The organism is Paenibacillus vini (genome assembly GCF_018403325.1).
Taxonomy (GTDB): Bacteria; Bacillota; Bacilli; order Paenibacillales; family Paenibacillaceae; genus Fontibacillus; species Fontibacillus vini.
The window spans coordinates 108,878-126,593 of record NZ_BOSL01000004.1 but is presented as its reverse complement, the minus strand read 5'-3'; the positions used below and the strand labels follow the sequence as shown (position 1 = coordinate 126,593).

Here is a 17,716-nt window from a genome sequence, read left to right as displayed (position 1 = left end):
CGTTTTTGTCGTTATATATTAAGTTACCTTATCTCTATTGAAAATTCCAATCTTTTTGAGGGTATTCTCGTTTTTTTGTAAACGCTGCCTTATAAAAAAAACGCCATGTCCCCGGAAAACAACCGGTTCATGCCGTTTCATCAGCTTATACTCCTATGCATTCATTCCTGTGAATCTCCGATCGCCGAAATGGCCTCGCGATAATCTGCATACCGTTCTTCCCATTCTGCTTTGCGGGACGGGAAGTCGCGCCCGGCCAACAAGGCGGCAATAACGTCGAGGCAAACATGCCAGCCTGCCAAATCCCGCGGCGTATGGTCGGTAATCCTTGTTATCTTCTCAATGAGAAGAAGCCGGCAGCCCTCCGCCGTAGGGAACAGTTCAAAACGGACGCGGTCCTGGTCCCAAGTATATTCCAACACGTTATAGGGTTTAACCTCCAGAAGGGTCATCTCCTCGAAACTACCGTTTCCCATATCAAACTTGATCTCTCCGCCTTCGACCAGTTCATCCACGCTTAGTTCCGGGAACCATTGCTTCAGCTTGTCATTTTCCGTTAAGAAAGACCATACCTGCTCGGCGGAATGCTTCAAGCTGCGCTCAAAAGTTGCGGTATACCCCTGCTGACCGTGACCTGCTTTTTGGATAGTTGCTATGTTCATGGATTGGATTCAGCTCCTTATTTCCTGTGGACTGCGACGATTCCTCGAGTTTTAGTATACATTCCGCGCCCCCATCATTGAAACCAGGAGTGAACCCTTGCGGCAGTTGCAGATTCCTTAGTTTCGAAGCTGTGGTGGGTGGGTTACTTCTTGAAATTGAATTTCGCACTATAAGACAAAACGACAGAGATGGCGAGAAGACAAATCGGAACGATGCTGATAAGCACCCGGAAGGTCAACTCCGGCGCGGGTCCCGGATTGTCGCCGCTCTCATAGCCGAGTATCATGCCGACCACAAAAAAGGCCAGCGCAGAGATCAGACCGCTCGAACGCGTAATAAACCCGGCCACCGCGGTATAAATTCCTTCTCTTCTTAACCCTGTTCTTTCCGCATCCTCATCGATGATCCGGCCGCTCACGATCGGCGGAGTCACCAGGAAGCCTGCCAATCCGAAGCCCGCCGCGACACCGGCCGCAATTCCGCTGGCCAAATCGTATCCGAACCAGAGCGGAATCATTGAAAGGCCATAAACGACGAGGGATAAGCGCCAAGCCTTGACCCCGTTCATTCTGCGGATGATCCAATACCAGACGAAGATCAACGGAATTACCGATACGAATACGGCGGCCAGCAAAATCGAAACTTGCGCCTCGCTGATATGCAGCACGTATTTTGCGTAAAAAGGAATCATCGAGCTGAGCAGTCCATTGACCGTCTGGGCAAAGGAGTTCGAAATATTGAACACCCAAAACTTCCTGTTCTTCACCGTCGCCTTGAACGCGGGGATTAGCTTCAACGGCTCCCCTTGGCTGGCATCCGGCTGCTCCCGGACGCTCAGTACCCAGACGGACATCGCTACCCCGAAGACGCAGGCATACAACACCGCCATCATCGAGAAGTTTAGGGCGGCATAAATGAGGGGCGTTACCGCCGTCGCAATCAACAACGCAACAATCTGATAACCTTGCTCCACGGCCGAAGCCTTGGCGCGAATGCGGCCCCCGCGGAACAATTCCGGAAATAGGGCGCCGTAGTTTACCCATAGCACGGTTGCGACCGTTTCGTACAGAATCAGCGTAACCAGAAACCAGACGAACAGCCCATTCTCCGTCAATCCGCCGGGAGGTGAGAAGACGAGCACGAAAAACAGCATAAACAGCGGAATCGCACCCATAACCCAGGGCCTGCGCCGCCCGAATCTCGTCTTTGTCCGGTCCGACCAGTAACCGAAGATCGGATTATTCACGGCATCCCAGATCAGGAAGATCGTACGGGCCAGAGTCGCCAGGCCGATGCCGAGCCCCAGCTTTTCCACATAGTAATAGCTGTAAAACGAACTGAAGGCCTGGCTGGGCACCATCATCGCAAACATGCCTAGCGCAAATGCGTACGGGGCATTGATCCATCTGTTCTTCTTGTTCATAGAATCCCTCCCGATCGATAAAATAGCGGAACTTCAGACTTCCGCGGCATTTCGTTAGGCATTCTAGTATATTCTTTGGGGTTGTGAACAAGATCATTTTTCCATAGTAAACGATAGAAAAATTCTACCAACAGGGCAGGCGGCTGCTTGCTGCTGGCGGAACTGTTCTTTAAGTTAAAGTATGTCCTTGGACAGAGGGGTGCTTGGACCAATGGACAGGGGGTTGCTTCCTCCTCCCGACAAATTAACTGGATAAAATATAGTTATTATTCATTGGGGCTTGCCTTGCCCAAATTACTTATTCAGTCCCCCCACTACTTCGATGTCGTAGATGCTCCACTTCTCTGTACCAGCACCCGAGTCCTTGGCAAGGCTGAAGATCGTTTGCTTCTTGGTCCCTTCTGCCCCCGTCTCTACCAAAGTAACTATGGCGTCGCTTCCGGTTTCCTCCACTTCGAAATAAGCATCTTCGCCGTCCAACTCCAGTTGCAGATTGCCTACTGTCCCGTAGTCCACTTCAAGCACGGGCCGTTCACCGCTCGCCTCGCGGAATTGACAAAGTTCGTCAAGACGCTCTTCCACATTCGGCGGCAGTCGGTCGTCTATAATGCTTAATGCCAAAAACTCCATTACGGCCGCTTTTGGAGTAGATGGGTATTCCAACAGTTCCACCGAGGTATCGGTTTGTACAAACTCGCCTTGCTCCAACGTGAAATAGCGGGTAACCCCGTAATAAAAGACATCATAGCTGCCCCGGCGCTGTTCATAGCCATCAAACTTTCCGTCCTCGTCGTCGTCCATCAGCATATCCTCGCCCGATCCGCTCGCAGAGGCGCTATAGGCCAAATCCTCCAAAGTATCGCCCGAAATTCCAACCAACCCAAAGCCGGTCATACTGACCCAATTCGTGAGTCCCAGGTAAATGACCTTCTCCTCCCGGTCTTCCAACTGGACGAGCCGGATTTCATTGATGCCGTATCCGCCGCTATTCAGACTATCTCCAATCTGATGTATCTTTCCGCCCTGATTTCGTAAAACGTAAATCTCGTTGAACTCAATATCCTCTTCACTTTCATTTTCCGCTATCTCAGCATCTCCAAATGCTGCTATCGCTTCTTCGTTCCCATCCAAATCTATATCTTCCTGTTGAAAATAGATTAGTGAGAGATCGCCTCCTAACCCTTTCTCTTTCAAATAATTTTTAAATAACATAGCAGTGTCCTGAGGTTCGGATGACTCTGCCTTTTCCGCAAGCTCACCGCCCCCCGCCGAAGCGGTCTCCGCAGCCATTTCGCCGTCACCCTCCGCATTAATCCCGTTCCCTGCCGGGGGCACGGCGGATGAATTCCTTTCTGCGGCTTTGCTGCAGCCCGCCAGAAGCATAACCAAGGCCAAAGCATAGACGATAAGCCTGAGTTTTTTCATATAAACCTCCCTGGATTCTGTCCCATGTCTGTTCAGGCAGGATAGCCTTGTCCCTCCGGTATCTATCCTCATTCCCTATTTGTCCTATATTCTACAGCCTTTTGGGTGTTTCTTCCATACATGCGCACGGGTTGGTGGCAAGGAAAAGGAGAATCAGGCAAAATATTATTTATAGCAAATGAACTTTTCCTTAGGGTTACGACTCTTATAGGGGAGAGAGGTGGAGCCATGAATGCCGTCAGGCAAATTAAACAAGCAAAAAGGGGAAATAAAGATGCCTTGCTGCAGCTGATTCTCGCCGATAAAGACGCTTACTACCGGCTGGCTCTCGCCTATACGGGAAATGAGCATGACGCGATGGATGCGATGGAGGAAATGATCGTCCTGCTGTATGAGCGGATTCATCAGCTCCGGAATGAGGATGCATTTTATAGCTGGAGTAAGACTGTCCTGGTCAATGTATGCAAAGCTCAGCTTCGTAAACGGCAACGGCTTGTTCTGCTGGAGGATTTGCAGACTGCGGATGGAGCGGACCCTAGCGGTCCCCCCCTTACGAGCGACCCTTACCAGAACAGCGATCGACAGATGGATCTTCAGGAGCTGATGCAGCAATTAAACGAACCGCAAAAAGAAGCGATCCAATTGAAATATTTTCACGATCTGGATTATAGGGCGATAGCCGAGGTGACGGAGGTTCCGTTGGGAACCGTGAAATCAAGGATTTTTCAGGGACTGAAGAAGCTGAGAGAACTGTATGGAGGTGAAGCCGATGAATAAGATCGAGGAACGGTTGGCGGAGGAGAAAAAGAGGATCGACTCCATTACAGCCCCGGAAGACCTGGAGATGAGGCTCCGAAAAGCGCTGGACAAAGCCCCATCTCGAAGTAAAAGGCGGGTTCCGCCCATTTGGAAGGCTGCGGCGGCCGTCTTGCTTTTTATTGTTATTCTCAGCTTCAACTTCCCTGCCTTTGCTTATTACGGCAAACAACTACTCGGGTTCGACGGATTAATTAGCGGTACACTCCAAGAGCTCAACGATCAAGGAAAAGGACAATCGATCGAAAAAAGGATGACCCTTCAAGGCGGAACCGTGCTCACCATTGACGGACTCATGGCGGATGCGAACCAATTGATCCTGTTTTACACCTTGTCCAATCCTCAGGGAGTATCGGAGGCGGATGCAACCGGCATCTTCAGCCCGGCCAAAATCACCGGTTTCCTGACAGATTCCTTCGTAGAGGCGGGTGCTTCCCTAATGAATGACGAACATACCGAGATAAAAGGCACGTTTACTTTCGAACCCGTCAGTCCGTTCGCCAAAAAATTAACGTTGCATTTCCGCCAGCAGCCGTCATTCGGAACTGTGAAAGACAGTGAAATGACTTTTGCCTATGATCCCAACAAAGCCATGCAAACCGAGGTCAAGCAGCGCATTCGCAAGACACTGGAAGTCGACAAGGGTACGATTACCTTTCAGACAATTACGGCTACTCCTACGATGACGATGATCAAGGGAACGCTGAACATCGACAACTTCGATCGGATTCGAAACTCCCTGGACGGAATTGAATTGATAGCAAACGGACAACCGGTAGATCAAGTCGGCAGCGGCCGTCAATCTTCCTATGGGGGAATGAAATTTGATATCCGCTACGATGCACTTCCTCAGGACTTGAAATCTTTGAAGCTGGTTATAAAAGAGTTCGTCGGGTACCGGAAGCTGGACCTCAAGATCCCTCTTCCTTCCCCCGCCGATCAACCGGTGTTGCTGGAAGACAAGGAACTGTGGATTAAAAAGGTGTCATCAACCTCGCGCGGTTTCGAGATCACGATTGCTACCGAAGAGGACGTGATGCTGGACGGCGTATCCATCCAGGCGAACGGAGAGAATATCCCGCTGAATACGACCTTGAATCAACACGATACCAAGTTGCCGGACGGAACCATTCTGAAGGAGCGCACCCTGTTGTTCGATGCCTCCGTTCAACCGGAGCAGTTAATCATCAAAGGAATGCATTACATGAAGCCTTACAATATAAACATCAAAATCCCTGTGGACTAGATCTTCACACAAAACAAGGAGCTGCTCAAAGGAGCAGCTCCTTGTTCAATTAAAACCACGTTAAAGGCCACCGAGTTGGGCGGCTAGGAGTTTTTTTTCAAATCTCCTTACCGTTCCGCGCCTGTGTCGGTCTTGTCATCGAGAATGGACTCCGCATACTCCATCGTATCCGTGGTAGTTTCTTCAATCAATCCGTTATCCAGAGTCACATTGCCGCCCCCCAGGCCTTCGTTGATCATTCTGTCTATGTCCAGGAAGCGCTCTTCTCTTCCATCCTGCTGATCTTTGTTTTCTGCCATCTCTGCATTCACTCCTCCAAATTAATCCGAACCATATAAGTAAGTTTGCCCGGATTGGAAAGCCTCATTCCAGAGCGGAGGCGGCTAACTGCCAAAGTAGGTATAAATAAATGAAAATTCATCAAAGCCAAGGCTGAGATCGACCTTATAATCCAGCTTGAATGTTACGGCAGTGTCCGGATTGTCCGTACTCCTGCGGAAGCTTCCGTTCACCACTAAATGAGTCCAACCCTCCGTTGGGGCAACTATAATAAGCTGCTCTAAATTATTAGCTGGTATCCGAAATCCGTTTAACGCCCCTTCGGCAGTCTGTACATATTTTGACGTAGTGACCACATTGCTACCCGTTTCTCCGAATGCAAACCGTTTCGGTGTGTTGTTTTTTTGCTGCTCTGCCTGATTGCTTGCTTTGCAAGCTTCGTTTTCAGTGAAAATAGGTACTCTTGTAATAGTGCCTTGCGAAGAACTGTTGTCTATTACAACTCGACTTGTCACTTCCGTACAGTCCTGCAAATTTACAGTGGGCAGTGCCTCTCTTTCTTTTTGATAAATAGACACCAGTTTCTTGTTTCCTGGTTCAAAGGACAACTCATAGTCTTGATCCCCATCATTATAAAAAGTCAGGTAGCTGTACAGGTTACCGTCTTTAAAACCATAATGACCCACCCGCAAAGTTAAGTCTTGATCAGGGAGATATAAGGTTTTTGAGCGTGTCTCTTCGTTCATTTTCAAAGTCGTACTGATTTCCGGAGGAAGTACCGGCCATTGCTCCTCCTCGCTTGTGTTGGTTAATGCGTTTGCTTGTGTTATAGGGAGCGATTTAATATTTACCGAGTAAGTTACTTGGTTCCAGGTGACCTCGTTACCAAGTGCTTGACTAATGAACCGAAGCGGCACCCATTGCCTTTGCTGGTAGGTTATGTGGGGAGCAGTGGAAACCTCAATTCCGTTGATCACCATTTTCCCCTTATCAACCATATATTCAATGTTACGCTCTCCTTTTGTTGACTTAATTATCCTCTGGCTGCTATCCCAGCTGACCGTGGCACCTTGAGCCTCAAAAACAGCTCTTAACGGTACGTACACAATTCCATCCCGAGCCAATGGATTCTGCTCCAAATGGATCTGCTGGCCGTTTAAATAGACTGTTACTTGACGTTCTTCGGCCTTTATAAGGCTAGCCGGGAACAGAGTTAGGATGATAAGCGCGATAAATAAAGCGAGCCCGCGGGCAGAAGTACTTTTCTTACGCAACGAGGCAGCCACCTTTCCAGGTACATGTAATTTCAATAAATTCCATATGTATCCTTATTCAACATCACTTCTCAAAATCCTATTGCTTGAAGATTGAAGAATGAACCATCTAATGGGAATAAAAAAGATGACCCCTGTGCAATACAGGAATCATCTCTTATGGTGCTGTTTATTTTTATTGACGAATCATATAATCGAAGGCACCCAATGCAGCGGTGGCACCCGATCCCATCGAAATGATGATTTGCTTGTAAGGACTGTTCGTGCAATCGCCGGCGGCAAATACGCCCGGAAGCGTGGTTGCGCCATGGTTGTCCACGATAATTTCGCCCATACGCGTACGTTCTACCGTACCCTCAAGCCAATCGGTATTAGGAACGAGACCGATTTGAACAAATACGCCTTGCAGCTCGACATGCTGCGTTGTTCCGGTTTCCCGTTCGATGTAATCGATACCGTCCACTTTATTAGTTCCGGTGATTTCTTTGACTTGAGCGTTCTTAATCACCGTTGTGTTCGGCAGGCTGTTCAAGCGGTCTTGAAGCACGGAATCGGCTTTCAGTTCAGGCATGAATTCGAACACGGTAACATGAGCCGCAACACCGGCAAGGTCGATTGCCGCTTCTATGCCGGAATTACCACCGCCGATAACGGCAACGTGTTTACCGGCAAACAAAGGACCATCGCAATGCGGGCAGTAAGCAACGCCCTTGTTCTTGAATTCGGCTTCACCCGGAACGCCCAGATTACGCCAGCGAGCCCCGGTGGAAACGATGACCGTCTTACTCTTGAGCACAGCCCCGTTCTCCAGCTCGACCTCGATGAGATCTTTCTTCTCCAAGCGTTTCACGCGTTGAGCCTTCATGATATCGATATTGTATTCCTTGGCATGCTCTTCAAGGCTTGCGGCAAGCTTAGGACCTTCCGTGTACTTCACACTGATGAAGTTCTCGATGCCCAAGGTATCGTTGACCTGTCCGCCGAAGCGCTCAGCAACGATCCCTGTCCGGATGCCTTTGCGCGCGGAATAAATCGCTGCGCTCGCACCGGCAGGTCCGCCCCCGACAACCAATACTTCAAAAGGCTCCTTGTCCTCAAACTCGGAAGCGTCGGACGTTCCCAGTTTGGCAAGAATATCGTCCACGGTCATTCGGCCGCTTTCGAAGAATTCGCCGTTCAGATGAACGGTCGGCACCGCCATGATTTCTTTGCTTTCCACTTCGGACTTGAACGCCGCTCCGTCGATCATCGTATGCGTGATGTTCGGATTCAGAACGCTCATCATGTTCAGGGCTTGCACAACGTCAGGACAGTTATGGCAAGACAGGCTGACATAAGTTTCGAATTGGAATTCGCCTTTGATTCCCTTAATGCGGTCAATGACGCTTTGTTCCGCCTTCGGAGCTCTTCCGCTGACTTGAAGCAAAGCCAATACCAGGGAAGTAAATTCGTGACCGAGCGGCACTCCGGCAAAAGTGATGCCGGTGTCCTCGCCCGGACGATTTACGCTAAAGCTTGGTGTTCTAGGCAAAGATGCCTGCTCTACCGTAATGCGGGAAGACATGCTGGCCAGTTCGTTGACCAAATCCGTCATTTCTTCCGATACGGAATCAGAGCCGGTACTGACCTTCAGCAGAACATCGCCTTCCATAAGCTCAAGGTATTGTGCCAGCTGGTTTTTTATGTCTGCATCCAGTTTCATTTTATTCTCTCCCTTAAATTTTACCTACAAGATCCAGGCTCGGTTTCAAAGTTTCGGAGCCTTCTTTCCATTTAGCCGGGCAAACTTCGCCTGGATGATTACGTACGTATTGAGCAGCTTTGAGCTTGTCCACCAATGTGCTTGCATCGCGGCCGATGCCGCCAGCAGTGATTTCAACAGTTTGAATCACGCCGTCCGGATCGATGATGAACGTTCCGCGGTCAGCAACGCCTTCTTCTTCAATCAACACGTCAAAGTTGCGGGAGATCGCATGAGAAGGATCGCCAATCATGATGTACTCTACTTTGCCGATGGCTTCGGAGCTGTCATGCCAAGCTTTGTGCACGAAGTGGGAATCCGTGGATACCGAGTACACTTCGCAGCCCATTCCTTTCAAAGTCTCGTACTGATTTTGCAAATCTTCAAGCTCGGTTGGGCAAACAAAGGTGAAGTCGGCCGGATAGAAACATACGACGCTCCATTTTCCTTTCAAGTCTGCTTCTGTTACCTCGATGAAACTTCCGTTGTGAAATGCAGATGCTTTAAATGGGAGTACCTCTTTACCAATCAGTGACATATGAACCTACCTCCAAAATATTATTTTAATGGGTTAATCTCTTGTTTGTATTAATTATTATATGAGAACCCTTCTCAATGTTCAAGACTGTTCATAAACTCTTCATCTTTCTGTGGGTGAAAACGCTTATAACTTTAGTTATCACTGTATCCTATACTAAAAGCTATGATTTCTCTCACAACCAACATTTATTCTCGAAGAAAAATTTATTTAACCCATTTATGCAATAACGGCCCCTCTTCTCCGAACACCGGATCTTTATCCGGGACAGGTACATTCCTAACTTCGGCGATCGCTTGCGTGCGCTCCTCCGGCCTGCGTTCCCGCAAATTAGGTGATTTTCCTTCCGGATAAGCGCCTACCACTGCAAAGTCCGGGCTGCTTGCCAGCTTCTTGTGTGCGGTTCCTGCCGGCAGCACGATGACATCTCCGGTTTGCAGTTCTAGCCGCTCCCCCGCCTCGCCGCCAATCAGAACGGTCGCTACTCCGGATTTAACGCCAAGCACCTCATGCGTGTTGGTATGGTAATGGTGGTAGTCATAGATGCCACCGGTCCAACTGCCGCTCCACCCATGGCGCTGAAATGCCTCTTCCATCCCGTCCGGGTTATCCTTGAATACGCCCAGGTACACAATTACCGGCAATTCGGAGTTATTCGGGACCTCCCCATCGTCCTTAACAAAAAAAGATCTGACTATCTGTTCCATGATCGTCAACTCCCTTTCCCTCGTTGGTGTACTCGTAGTACCAGTACCCTTCAAGCGCAAGGGTTAAACCCAAGCCGAAATGATAGGATGACATAAAGAAAAAAGCCCCCGTCAAGGCGGCTTCTATGTTCTATATACTAATTTTATCTGCGGCGGCAGCGGTGGCAGCAACGACAGCGGCAATTGCATCCGTGGCGTAATTTTTTTCTTCCTTTTGTCCGACGTTTTCGCGGTCCCGAAGGCCCCTGTTCCGCTGGACGTTCTCTATTCTTGTCAGGGCAGGTGGTTTGCTGCTCGTTGCTAGTTTCTTGATTATCGCAGGGAACGAGCCTTCCCCATGAATCGATCCTGTACTTGTACATCATCACCCCTCCTTTGATTCATTGTATTCCAGGGAAGGAGGAGTGCTTGGACCAATGGACAGGGGAGTATGTCCGCAAAACTATTTATATAGCGATAAAAGGCATCATTCCACAGCGGGTGCAGATTCCGCTGCCGCAATGATGCGCCGCATACAATTCAGATGATGTTCTTCTTCTCTCAGATGAAATGTGAACATCCCCCGCACATACTTAACCCGCAAGAACGGCTGGGCCACGAGATCATTCAGCTTTCCGTCCGAAGCAGTAATAATCTCGTCCACCTGGCTTCTCAGCCTGGATACAATCTCCTCGTAGGCCGGCGGCTCTTCTGTCCAAGCACTCGGCCTGCTTCCTTTAGGAAACATAAAATGATATTTCTGCGGTATTCTCCTAGATTCATTGATTTTAGGGAAAATGCCATGGTCCCAGGCCACCAGAATATGGCCCAAATTCCACCGGATGCTGTTGTTAAACCCGGATGGAACGATATCGATCAAATCGGGCGAAACGGACTCCGCCAAAGAAAGGGTCTGTTCCCGGAGTTCCCGAAACTGCCTGAAGAACTTGCTTTCATTCATCATAATTTCCTCCCGTCATTTCAAAGATTGTGCCCCATGTCATCGTAAGGTACATATTCCCTCTAATAAGAGGGAATTCCTCCAAAATAATAGAATCATGAACCGTTATAGCGGGTTTTGATGTCTGGAGTCCAGGCTTACACTTACCGGCGTTGAATTGCCCTCTATAGGTTGGTAGAATATAACTTTATAGGACTATACTTCTATCTAAGGGAGAGAGAACAATGACAGCCCAACGGCAAGCGGCAATGGAGTCCATGATCGACTGGCTGGCGGATGAGCACGAACTCGGCCGGAAGCCCAGCAAGATCGAAATTGCAGGCGAATTTGATTTGCACAACATGCACTATTACATATTCAAGTATAAGAAAAACATGCTGGGAAAATGGCTTCTCGGCGTTTGCGGCGGTTATGAGCAGCCCTCCGACACCGAGCATTGCGGCCATGTGTTCAGCGAGATGCGGCTCTATGATCCGGCAACAGCGGAGCAGCAATCGATTGCGATGGTAGAAATGATCCGTGAATACTGGATGAAGCAGGCGGCGGCCATCGAGGCCGAGCAAAGCCAAAGCGATGAGAGCGAGCCGCAGAGCGAATCGTCCGGTATTTTCAACGGATTCGTGCTGCTGAACTCGGCTGAATGCGATCTGGAACAAATCAAGAATAACCTGCTTCAGGACTGGAACATATCCTATCCGGCAGGAGAGGACGGCCGCGAGTCCAGGGAGCAGGAAGGGATTCTGGTCTTTGACGTAGACGGCTTCACTCTGGCCGTCAGCTTTGTTGATGCGCCCGTCCCGGACGGTGAGGCCGAACATTACGCGCAGGGCAACTATCTCTGGCCCGGAGGCGCGGACGTGGTTAAAACCCATGTCGCCCAAATCATCCTCGCAGTCTTTACCCGCTGGGGTTCCCCGCTCGACAGCGGCAAAATGTACGTCAAGCTGGCCGCCAGCTGCCTGAAGCTTCCTAATGCCATAGGACTCTATTCATCCGGCACTGTGTTTGAACCCGACATGTACTTGAAAATGGCGGATATCATGAAATCCGAGGGCGAAGAAGAGGAAGAGTTCCCTCTCCTCAATCTGGTCCATTTTGGCTTGGTTCGCACGGAATCCGGCACGAACGGATACACGAACGGTCTGAAACCGTTTGGCAAGGAGGAAATCGAAATTGTCGATAGTCAGGCCGATCCGGCCGATCTTCGCGAATTCCTGATTGATATTTCAAATTATGTCATACAATACAACGTCACTTTAAGACATGGGGAAACGATCGGCTTCAGTGAGGAACAGAAACTGCCGATTACGCGTTCGGAAGGCGTGTATGTTGATGGAGAAAGTCTAAAGATAGGTTTTTGACGGAGAAAAAAAGGATAGAGCGCCCATGATCAGGGTCTGCTCTATCCTTTTTCGAATTACTATTTTCCGCCCGCGGCGGTCAAAGCCTCCGCCATTTCATTATAGCCACGGCTTATAGCATGCTGCAGCGGCGTTACGCCCCTTGGCGCCGTCCGAATAGCGGAAGTCGAATTTCGCGTAAGCGTAGAACCGCTCACCGATATTGAAGGTATTGCGAATCTGGTTGTTATTTAAGTCATATGGCGGCAAATGCTGCTCTAATGCCGGTTGGTTAATCGTAAACGACTCGAACACTTGATTGCTTTCCCGACGGACGAAGAGTCCGGCCCGCACCGTCCTGAGCTTGAAATCGTACTCTTTCAGAAGCTCCTTGTCCTGCAGCTGGTCCGGCTCATTTTTGGCGAGATATTTCAGTTCCAGGAAAATGGACTCCTCTTCTTCGGTCAAAGGAATAAGCTGATAATGCACCTTATAGAAATCCTGGATGCCGTGGATGTCGCCCGTTGCCGCGATCGTAAACAGACCTGCGGTCACGACGACTACCAGCAGGCTGATGATAAGCATGCCCGTGTATGACAGCAATAATTTTACCCTGATGGACAAGCCGCTCACCTCACTGCGATCGATAATAAAAAATGTAACCCTAGTATGACACATCCCCTCTTTAAAGGAAATCCGGAAAGGAATATGCCTCATTTCGAGATTTATATAAGAAAAGTACGGAACATTCTTTAATTTCGAGTAAGACGGTGCTTCCCTGCCGATGGTATCATTTGGGACTGAAAGGAGGACTTCACGCAATTAAATGTAAGCGCTTAACCTACTTAACCAAACTTTTACAGGGGGAGTGCAATGAATGCGTAAAATCATCAAACAAGCCATCTCAATTTCCATCGCAGCGGCTCTGCTGATCCCGTCAGGCTGGTTCGCCCAAGGCGGCGGAGCAGCTGCAAACGCAGCAGAAGATACGGTAACGGTTTACCACGAAACCTTTGCGGACGGCGCGGGTATTGCCGGTCAGTCCGGCGGCGCGAAACTTACGCCTGTCACCGGCAAAGTGTTTGAAGGTAATGAAGACGGAACTGCATTATATGTAAGCAATAGATCAAACAACTGGGACGCTGTGGATTTCAAATTCGCCGACATGAACCTGGAAAACGGAAAGACGTACACGATTAAGGTATCCCTGTATGTTGACGAGAACGAGACGGTACCTGCCGGTGCTCAAGCCTATCTTCAAATTCCTACGGAGCCAGACTATCCTTTGCTGGCCAACGTAAATTATGAAGCCGGCAAGGCGATCACGCTAACTAAAGAATTTACGGTGGATACGACCAAATATTCCACTGTGCGCGTACAATCCAACGATGACGGGAAGAAGGTGCCCTTTTATATCGGGGATATCCTCATTACATCAAAATCAACATCGGAAACCGTCGATAAGGAAATCTATCATGAAACCTTTGAAAGTAGCATAGGGAAGGCTGAGCAATCAGGTAACGCTAAGCTTGAAAAGGTCGCAGGTAAGGTCTTTGACGGGAACGCCGATGGAGGAGCCTTATCCGTCACTGAAAGAACTCAAGGGCATGATGCCGCAGATTTCAAATACTCCAATATCGGTCTGGAAAACGGAAAAACTTACACAGTAACCACTGCTGTTTATGTGGATCCTGATGTGGTTGTACCGAACGGAGCACAAGTTTTCCTTCAGACGGCAGATATAAAATATGGCTTTTTGGCGAGCGCAGACTTTGTTCCCGGAAAAGCCGTCACTTTAACAAAGGAATTTACGGTAGATACGAGCACAGATAACCGCCTGCGTATTCAATCCAATGATAAAGGAGCTACGGTTCCGTTCTATATCGGATACGTGCGTATCACCGAGAAAGTAGCCTCCGGCGGTGAAGAAGAACCGCCTAGAGAACCAGCTCTACCTTTTGAAACCGTCACATTTGAGGATCAAACAGCAGGCGGCTTTGTTCCTCGGGGAGGCGTCGAGAAGCTGACCGTTACCGATGAAGCCAACCATACGGAAGGCGGTTTATATGCCCTGAAGGTAGAAGGCAGACAAGAGAATTGGCAAGGGCCGTCGCTCCGCGTGGAGAAATATGTGGACAAGGGCAGCGAATATAAAGTTACGGCCTGGGTTAAGCTGATTAGCCCTGCGAGCTCGGAGATCTCATTGTCTTCCCAGATTGGCGAAAGCAGTCCGAATTACCCTGAACTTGCCAAGAAAACAATCAGTGTCGGCGACGGATGGGTACAGTTGGAAGGAACCTATCGCTATAACAGCGTGGGAGGCGAGTATTTAACGATCTACTTGCAAAGCTCTAATGTACAAACCACCTTCTATATCGACGACATCAGCTTTGAAAAATTAGCATCAGAACCGATCGAAATACAGAAGGATCTGATTCCGATCAAAGATGCCTATCAAAGTGATTTTCTGATCGGCAACGCTATTTCAGGCGAGGATCTGGAAGGATTAAGACTTGACTTGTTGAAAATGCACCACAATGTCGCTACCGCAGGCAACGCCATGAAACCGGATGCGTTGCAGCCGAGGGAGGGTGAATTCTCCTTTACCGGCGCGGATGCCATGGTTAATAAGGTTCTCGCGGAAGGCATGCAAATGCACGGACACGTGCTTGTATGGCATCAACAGTCTCCGGCATGGATGAATACGACCACGGAGCAAGGAAACACGGTGCCTTTAAGCCGTGATGAGGCCCTTACGAATTTACGCACTCATATCAAGACCGTCGTAGAGCATTTTGGCGACCGAGTGATTTCATGGGACGTTGTCAACGAAGCGATGAGCGACAATCCGAGCAATCCCACCGATTGGGAAAACGCGCTGCGGACGGCTCCTTGGAAAACCGCCATCGGACCGGACTACGTAGAGCAAGCGTTCCTGGCAGCCAGAGAAGTTCTCGATGAACACCCCGAGTGGGATATCAAGCTTTACTACAACGACTACAACGAAGACAACCAGAATAAGGCTACGGCCATCTATAGCATGGTTAAAGAAATTAATGATAGATATGCGGAGACGCATCCCGGCAAACTGCTCATCGACGGCGTCGGCATGCAAGCGCATTACAATGTAAACACCAATCCGGAAAACGTCAGACTTTCCCTGGAGAAGTTCATTTCTTTGGGCGTAGAGATTAGTGTTACCGAACTCGACATCATGGCCGGTGAGAAGTATCAGCTTTCCGATAAGCTGGCTAGTGCACAAGGCTATTTGTACGCACAATTATTCAACCTGTATAAAGAAAACGCCGAGCATATCAAACGCGTAACCTTCTGGGGTCTGGACGATGGCTCCAGCTGGAGAGCGGAGAACAATCCACTCTTGTTCGATAAGCAGCTTCAGGCCAAACCGGCTTATTACGGCGTCATCGATCCAGATAAATTCATTGAAGAACATGAGCCGGATTCATCGAATGCTAACCAGTCCACTGCGAATTATGCTACTCCTGTCATTGACGGAACCATCGACACGGTATGGAACCAGGCTCCAGCCATGTCTCTGAACCGGTATCAAACGGCTTGGCAGGGTGCAAACGGCGTAGCTAAAGCCCTGTGGGACGATCAAAACTTGTACGTTCTGATCCAGGTGAATGACGCGCAGCTCGACAAGAGCAATGTAAATGCTTGGGAACAGGATTCCGTCGAGATTTTCCTGGACGAGAATAACGCCAAGAGCACGTTCTATCAGGACGATGACGGACAATTCCGCATTAATTTTGATAACGAGACTTCATTTAGTCCGGAAAAAATCGGCGAGGGCTTTGTTTCAGCCACCCAGGTTTCCGGAACGAACTATACGGTTGAAGTGAAGATTCCGTTCAAAAAGATTACCCCAAGCAACAACGTGAAGGTCGGCTTTGACGCGCAAATTAATGACGCCAAAGACGGCTCCCGTCAAAGCGTTGCCGCCTGGAATGATACCACCGGCAACGGTTATCAGGACACATCCGTATATGGTGTGCTTACCCTTACGGGCAAACCTGGCAAACCGGGCGATAACGGAAACGGCAACACTGGCGGTAACAGCGGCGGCAGCGGGGGAACTAGCGGAGGTTCGGCGACTCAACCGAAACCAGTTGAACCGGCTGGCGGCGTAATCAAACCGGAGGTAAAAGTTACAGGAGGAGTCGCCACGGCGACGGTTTCCGGCGACAACCTGAAGAAGGCCCTTGAGCAAGCAGCTCCAACGGCTAACGGTAAGAAACAAATCTCCATCGAAGTTCCTCAGCAGGCAAACGCGACATCTTACGAAGTGCAATTACCGACTCAAAGCCTGAATGGTCAAGAAAACTTCGTGATTCTATTGAAAACGGAGCACGGCACAATCGAGATTCCGAGCAACATGCTGTCCAATGTGACAGAGAATGCAGGGCAAGTCTCCATCCGCATCGCGAAGGCTTCGTTGGATGAGTTGGATGCAGCTTCCCGGGAAGCAATCGGCAACCGTCCGGCGCTTGATCTGAGCATTGCTGTTGATGGCAAGGCCATTGCCTGGAACAACCCGAAGGCGCCTATCACGGTAGCTATTCCTTACAAGCCAACCGCCATGGAACTTAGCAATCCGAATTCCATCGTAGTTTGGTACATTGAGGATAACGGCAGCGTGACCCCGGTTCCAAACGGCCGATATGATGCTGTAAGCGGAAGTGTCGTTTTCCAAACGACCCACTTCAGCAACTATGCTGTTGCTTACGTGTCCAAAACTTTCGGCGACCTGCAGAACGTGCCATGGGCGAAGCAAGCCATTGACGCCATGGCCGCGCGCGACGTGATTCGCGGAACGGCGGAGAATGCCTTCTCCCCTGCCTCTTCCATTAAACGTGCCGACTTCATTGCTCTTCTTGTCAACGGCCTTGAATTGAAAGGCTCCGGCAAGGGTCAACCAGCGGCATTCAGCGATGTTCAGCCAAACGCTTCCTATAGCGATGCGCTGGCGATCGCGAAGGAGCTTGGGATCGTGACCGGGTACGCGGACAACACGTTCAAACCGAACAGCCCGATCTCCCGTCAGGAGATGATGGTGCTGACATCCCGCGCATTGACGGCCGCGGGCAAGCAAGCCGCAGGCAGCGCTACTTTAGATGCTTATACGGATGCGGCGCAAATTGCCGACTTCGCTAAAGCCAGCGCAGCTACCCTTGTGCAAGCCGGCATTGTCAACGGCAAAGACGGCAAGATCGCACCGGCCGAAGCGCTCACCCGCGCCGAGGCGGCGGTGATTTTGTACCGGATTTGGAAGCTGTAGTTGACGACAAAGAACTAAGCTA

At 49.7% G+C, this 17,716-nt stretch carries 13 protein-coding genes and 1 pseudogene; 4 read left to right on the top strand and 10 right to left on the bottom strand.

The genetic code is table 11. The features are described 5' to 3' along the window. Positions 1-161: 161 nt before the first annotated feature. The 3 genes from KJS57_RS08215 to KJS57_RS08205 all read right to left on the bottom strand — a co-directional run bounded on the left by KJS57_RS08215 (position 162) and on the right by KJS57_RS08205 (position 3,511). Positions 162-662, bottom strand: coding sequence for an SRPBCC family protein (locus KJS57_RS08215; RefSeq protein WP_213654377.1), 501 nt, complete (start codon positions 660-662; stop codon positions 162-164). A 143-nt stretch (positions 663-805) separates the two neighbouring features. Then, on the bottom strand, positions 806-2,086 hold the full coding sequence (locus KJS57_RS08210) for an MFS transporter (RefSeq protein ID WP_213654376.1): 1,281 nt from the start codon (positions 2,084-2,086) through the stop codon (positions 806-808). Positions 2,087-2,380: 294 nt separating this feature from the next. Beyond that, positions 2,381-3,511, bottom strand: coding sequence for a hypothetical protein (locus tag KJS57_RS08205; protein WP_213654375.1), 1,131 nt, complete (start codon positions 3,509-3,511; stop codon positions 2,381-2,383). A 228-nt stretch (positions 3,512-3,739) separates the two neighbouring features. Here KJS57_RS08205 and KJS57_RS08200 point away from each other — a divergent pair, with 228 nt between their 5' ends. Together KJS57_RS08200 and KJS57_RS08195 are read left to right on the top strand one after the other, a co-directional pair. Beyond that, positions 3,740-4,288 (top strand): sigma-70 family RNA polymerase sigma factor, encoded by a 549-nt coding sequence (locus tag KJS57_RS08200; protein WP_213654374.1) that lies wholly within the window; start codon positions 3,740-3,742, stop codon positions 4,286-4,288. Then, on the top strand, positions 4,281-5,573 hold the full coding sequence (locus KJS57_RS08195) for a DUF4179 domain-containing protein (protein WP_213654373.1): 1,293 nt from the start codon (positions 4,281-4,283) through the stop codon (positions 5,571-5,573). The genes KJS57_RS08200 and KJS57_RS08195 overlap by 8 nt, the downstream gene beginning before the upstream one ends. Before the next feature lie 107 nt (positions 5,574-5,680). Here KJS57_RS08195 and KJS57_RS08190 read toward each other — a convergent pair whose 3' ends face one another. The 6 genes from KJS57_RS08190 to KJS57_RS08165 form a co-directional block, all read right to left on the bottom strand. Then, a complete protein-coding gene (locus KJS57_RS08190) occupies positions 5,681-5,872 on the bottom strand; it encodes a hypothetical protein (protein ID WP_211022413.1) in 192 nt (63 codons plus the stop codon). 84 nt (positions 5,873-5,956) lie between these two features. Next, positions 5,957-7,126 (bottom strand): copper amine oxidase N-terminal domain-containing protein, encoded by a 1,170-nt coding sequence (locus KJS57_RS08185; RefSeq protein ID WP_213654372.1) that lies wholly within the window; start codon positions 7,124-7,126, stop codon positions 5,957-5,959. Between the two features lie 175 nt (positions 7,127-7,301). Beyond that, complete coding sequence (gene ahpF / locus KJS57_RS08180; protein ID WP_213654371.1) at positions 7,302-8,828, bottom strand: alkyl hydroperoxide reductase subunit F; 1,527 nt, start codon at positions 8,826-8,828, stop codon at positions 7,302-7,304. A gap of 13 nt (positions 8,829-8,841) precedes the next feature. Continuing rightward, complete coding sequence (gene ahpC, locus KJS57_RS08175) at positions 8,842-9,405, bottom strand: alkyl hydroperoxide reductase subunit C (protein ID WP_211022416.1); 564 nt, start codon at positions 9,403-9,405, stop codon at positions 8,842-8,844. A gap of 206 nt (positions 9,406-9,611) precedes the next feature. Then, on the bottom strand, positions 9,612-10,112 hold the full coding sequence (locus KJS57_RS08170) for a cupin domain-containing protein (RefSeq protein WP_213654370.1): 501 nt from the start codon (positions 10,110-10,112) through the stop codon (positions 9,612-9,614). A 466-nt stretch (positions 10,113-10,578) separates the two neighbouring features. Continuing rightward, entirely contained in the window at positions 10,579-11,052 is a 474-nt protein-coding gene (locus KJS57_RS08165; protein ID WP_213654369.1) for a DinB family protein, read from the bottom strand. A gap of 224 nt (positions 11,053-11,276) precedes the next feature. On the opposite strand from KJS57_RS08165, the gene KJS57_RS08160 reads away from it, so the two are divergent. Beyond that, a complete protein-coding gene (locus KJS57_RS08160) occupies positions 11,277-12,413 on the top strand; it encodes a DUF4261 domain-containing protein (RefSeq protein WP_213654368.1) in 1,137 nt (378 codons plus the stop codon). A gap of 138 nt (positions 12,414-12,551) precedes the next feature. On the opposite strand, the pseudogene KJS57_RS08155 reads toward KJS57_RS08160, so the two are convergent. After that, positions 12,552-13,016: pseudogene (locus tag KJS57_RS08155) on the bottom strand (two-component sensor histidine kinase); the annotation flags it as partial. Positions 13,017-13,269: 253 nt separating this feature from the next. Between KJS57_RS08155 and KJS57_RS08150 the strand changes: the two are divergent. Then, positions 13,270-17,694, top strand: coding sequence for an endo-1,4-beta-xylanase (locus KJS57_RS08150; RefSeq protein ID WP_213654366.1), 4,425 nt, complete (start codon positions 13,270-13,272; stop codon positions 17,692-17,694). Positions 17,695-17,716: the final 22 nt, after the last annotated feature.

Coding starts and splice junctions, on each gene's coding strand:
- KJS57_RS08190 (WP_211022413.1), bottom strand. CDS start 5,872: ATGGCAGAAAACAAAGATCAGCAGGATGGAAGAGAAGAGCGCTTCCTG.
- KJS57_RS08160 (WP_213654368.1), top strand. CDS start 11,277: ATGACAGCCCAACGGCAAGCGGCAATGGAGTCCATGATCGACTGGCTG.
- KJS57_RS08150 (WP_213654366.1), top strand. CDS start 13,270: ATGCGTAAAATCATCAAACAAGCCATCTCAATTTCCATCGCAGCGGCT.
- KJS57_RS08215 (WP_213654377.1), bottom strand. CDS start 662: ATGAACATAGCAACTATCCAAAAAGCAGGTCACGGTCAGCAGGGGTAT.
- KJS57_RS08195 (WP_213654373.1), top strand. CDS start 4,281: ATGAATAAGATCGAGGAACGGTTGGCGGAGGAGAAAAAGAGGATCGAC.
- KJS57_RS08210 (WP_213654376.1), bottom strand. CDS start 2,086: ATGAACAAGAAGAACAGATGGATCAATGCCCCGTACGCATTTGCGCTA.
- ahpF (WP_213654371.1), bottom strand. CDS start 8,828: ATGAAACTGGATGCAGACATAAAAAACCAGCTGGCACAATACCTTGAG.
- KJS57_RS08170 (WP_213654370.1), bottom strand. CDS start 10,112: ATGGAACAGATAGTCAGATCTTTTTTTGTTAAGGACGATGGGGAGGTC.
- KJS57_RS08200 (WP_213654374.1), top strand. CDS start 3,740: ATGAATGCCGTCAGGCAAATTAAACAAGCAAAAAGGGGAAATAAAGAT.
- KJS57_RS08205 (WP_213654375.1), bottom strand. CDS start 3,511: ATGAAAAAACTCAGGCTTATCGTCTATGCTTTGGCCTTGGTTATGCTT.
- KJS57_RS08165 (WP_213654369.1), bottom strand. CDS start 11,052: ATGAATGAAAGCAAGTTCTTCAGGCAGTTTCGGGAACTCCGGGAACAG.
- ahpC (WP_211022416.1), bottom strand. CDS start 9,405: ATGTCACTGATTGGTAAAGAGGTACTCCCATTTAAAGCATCTGCATTT.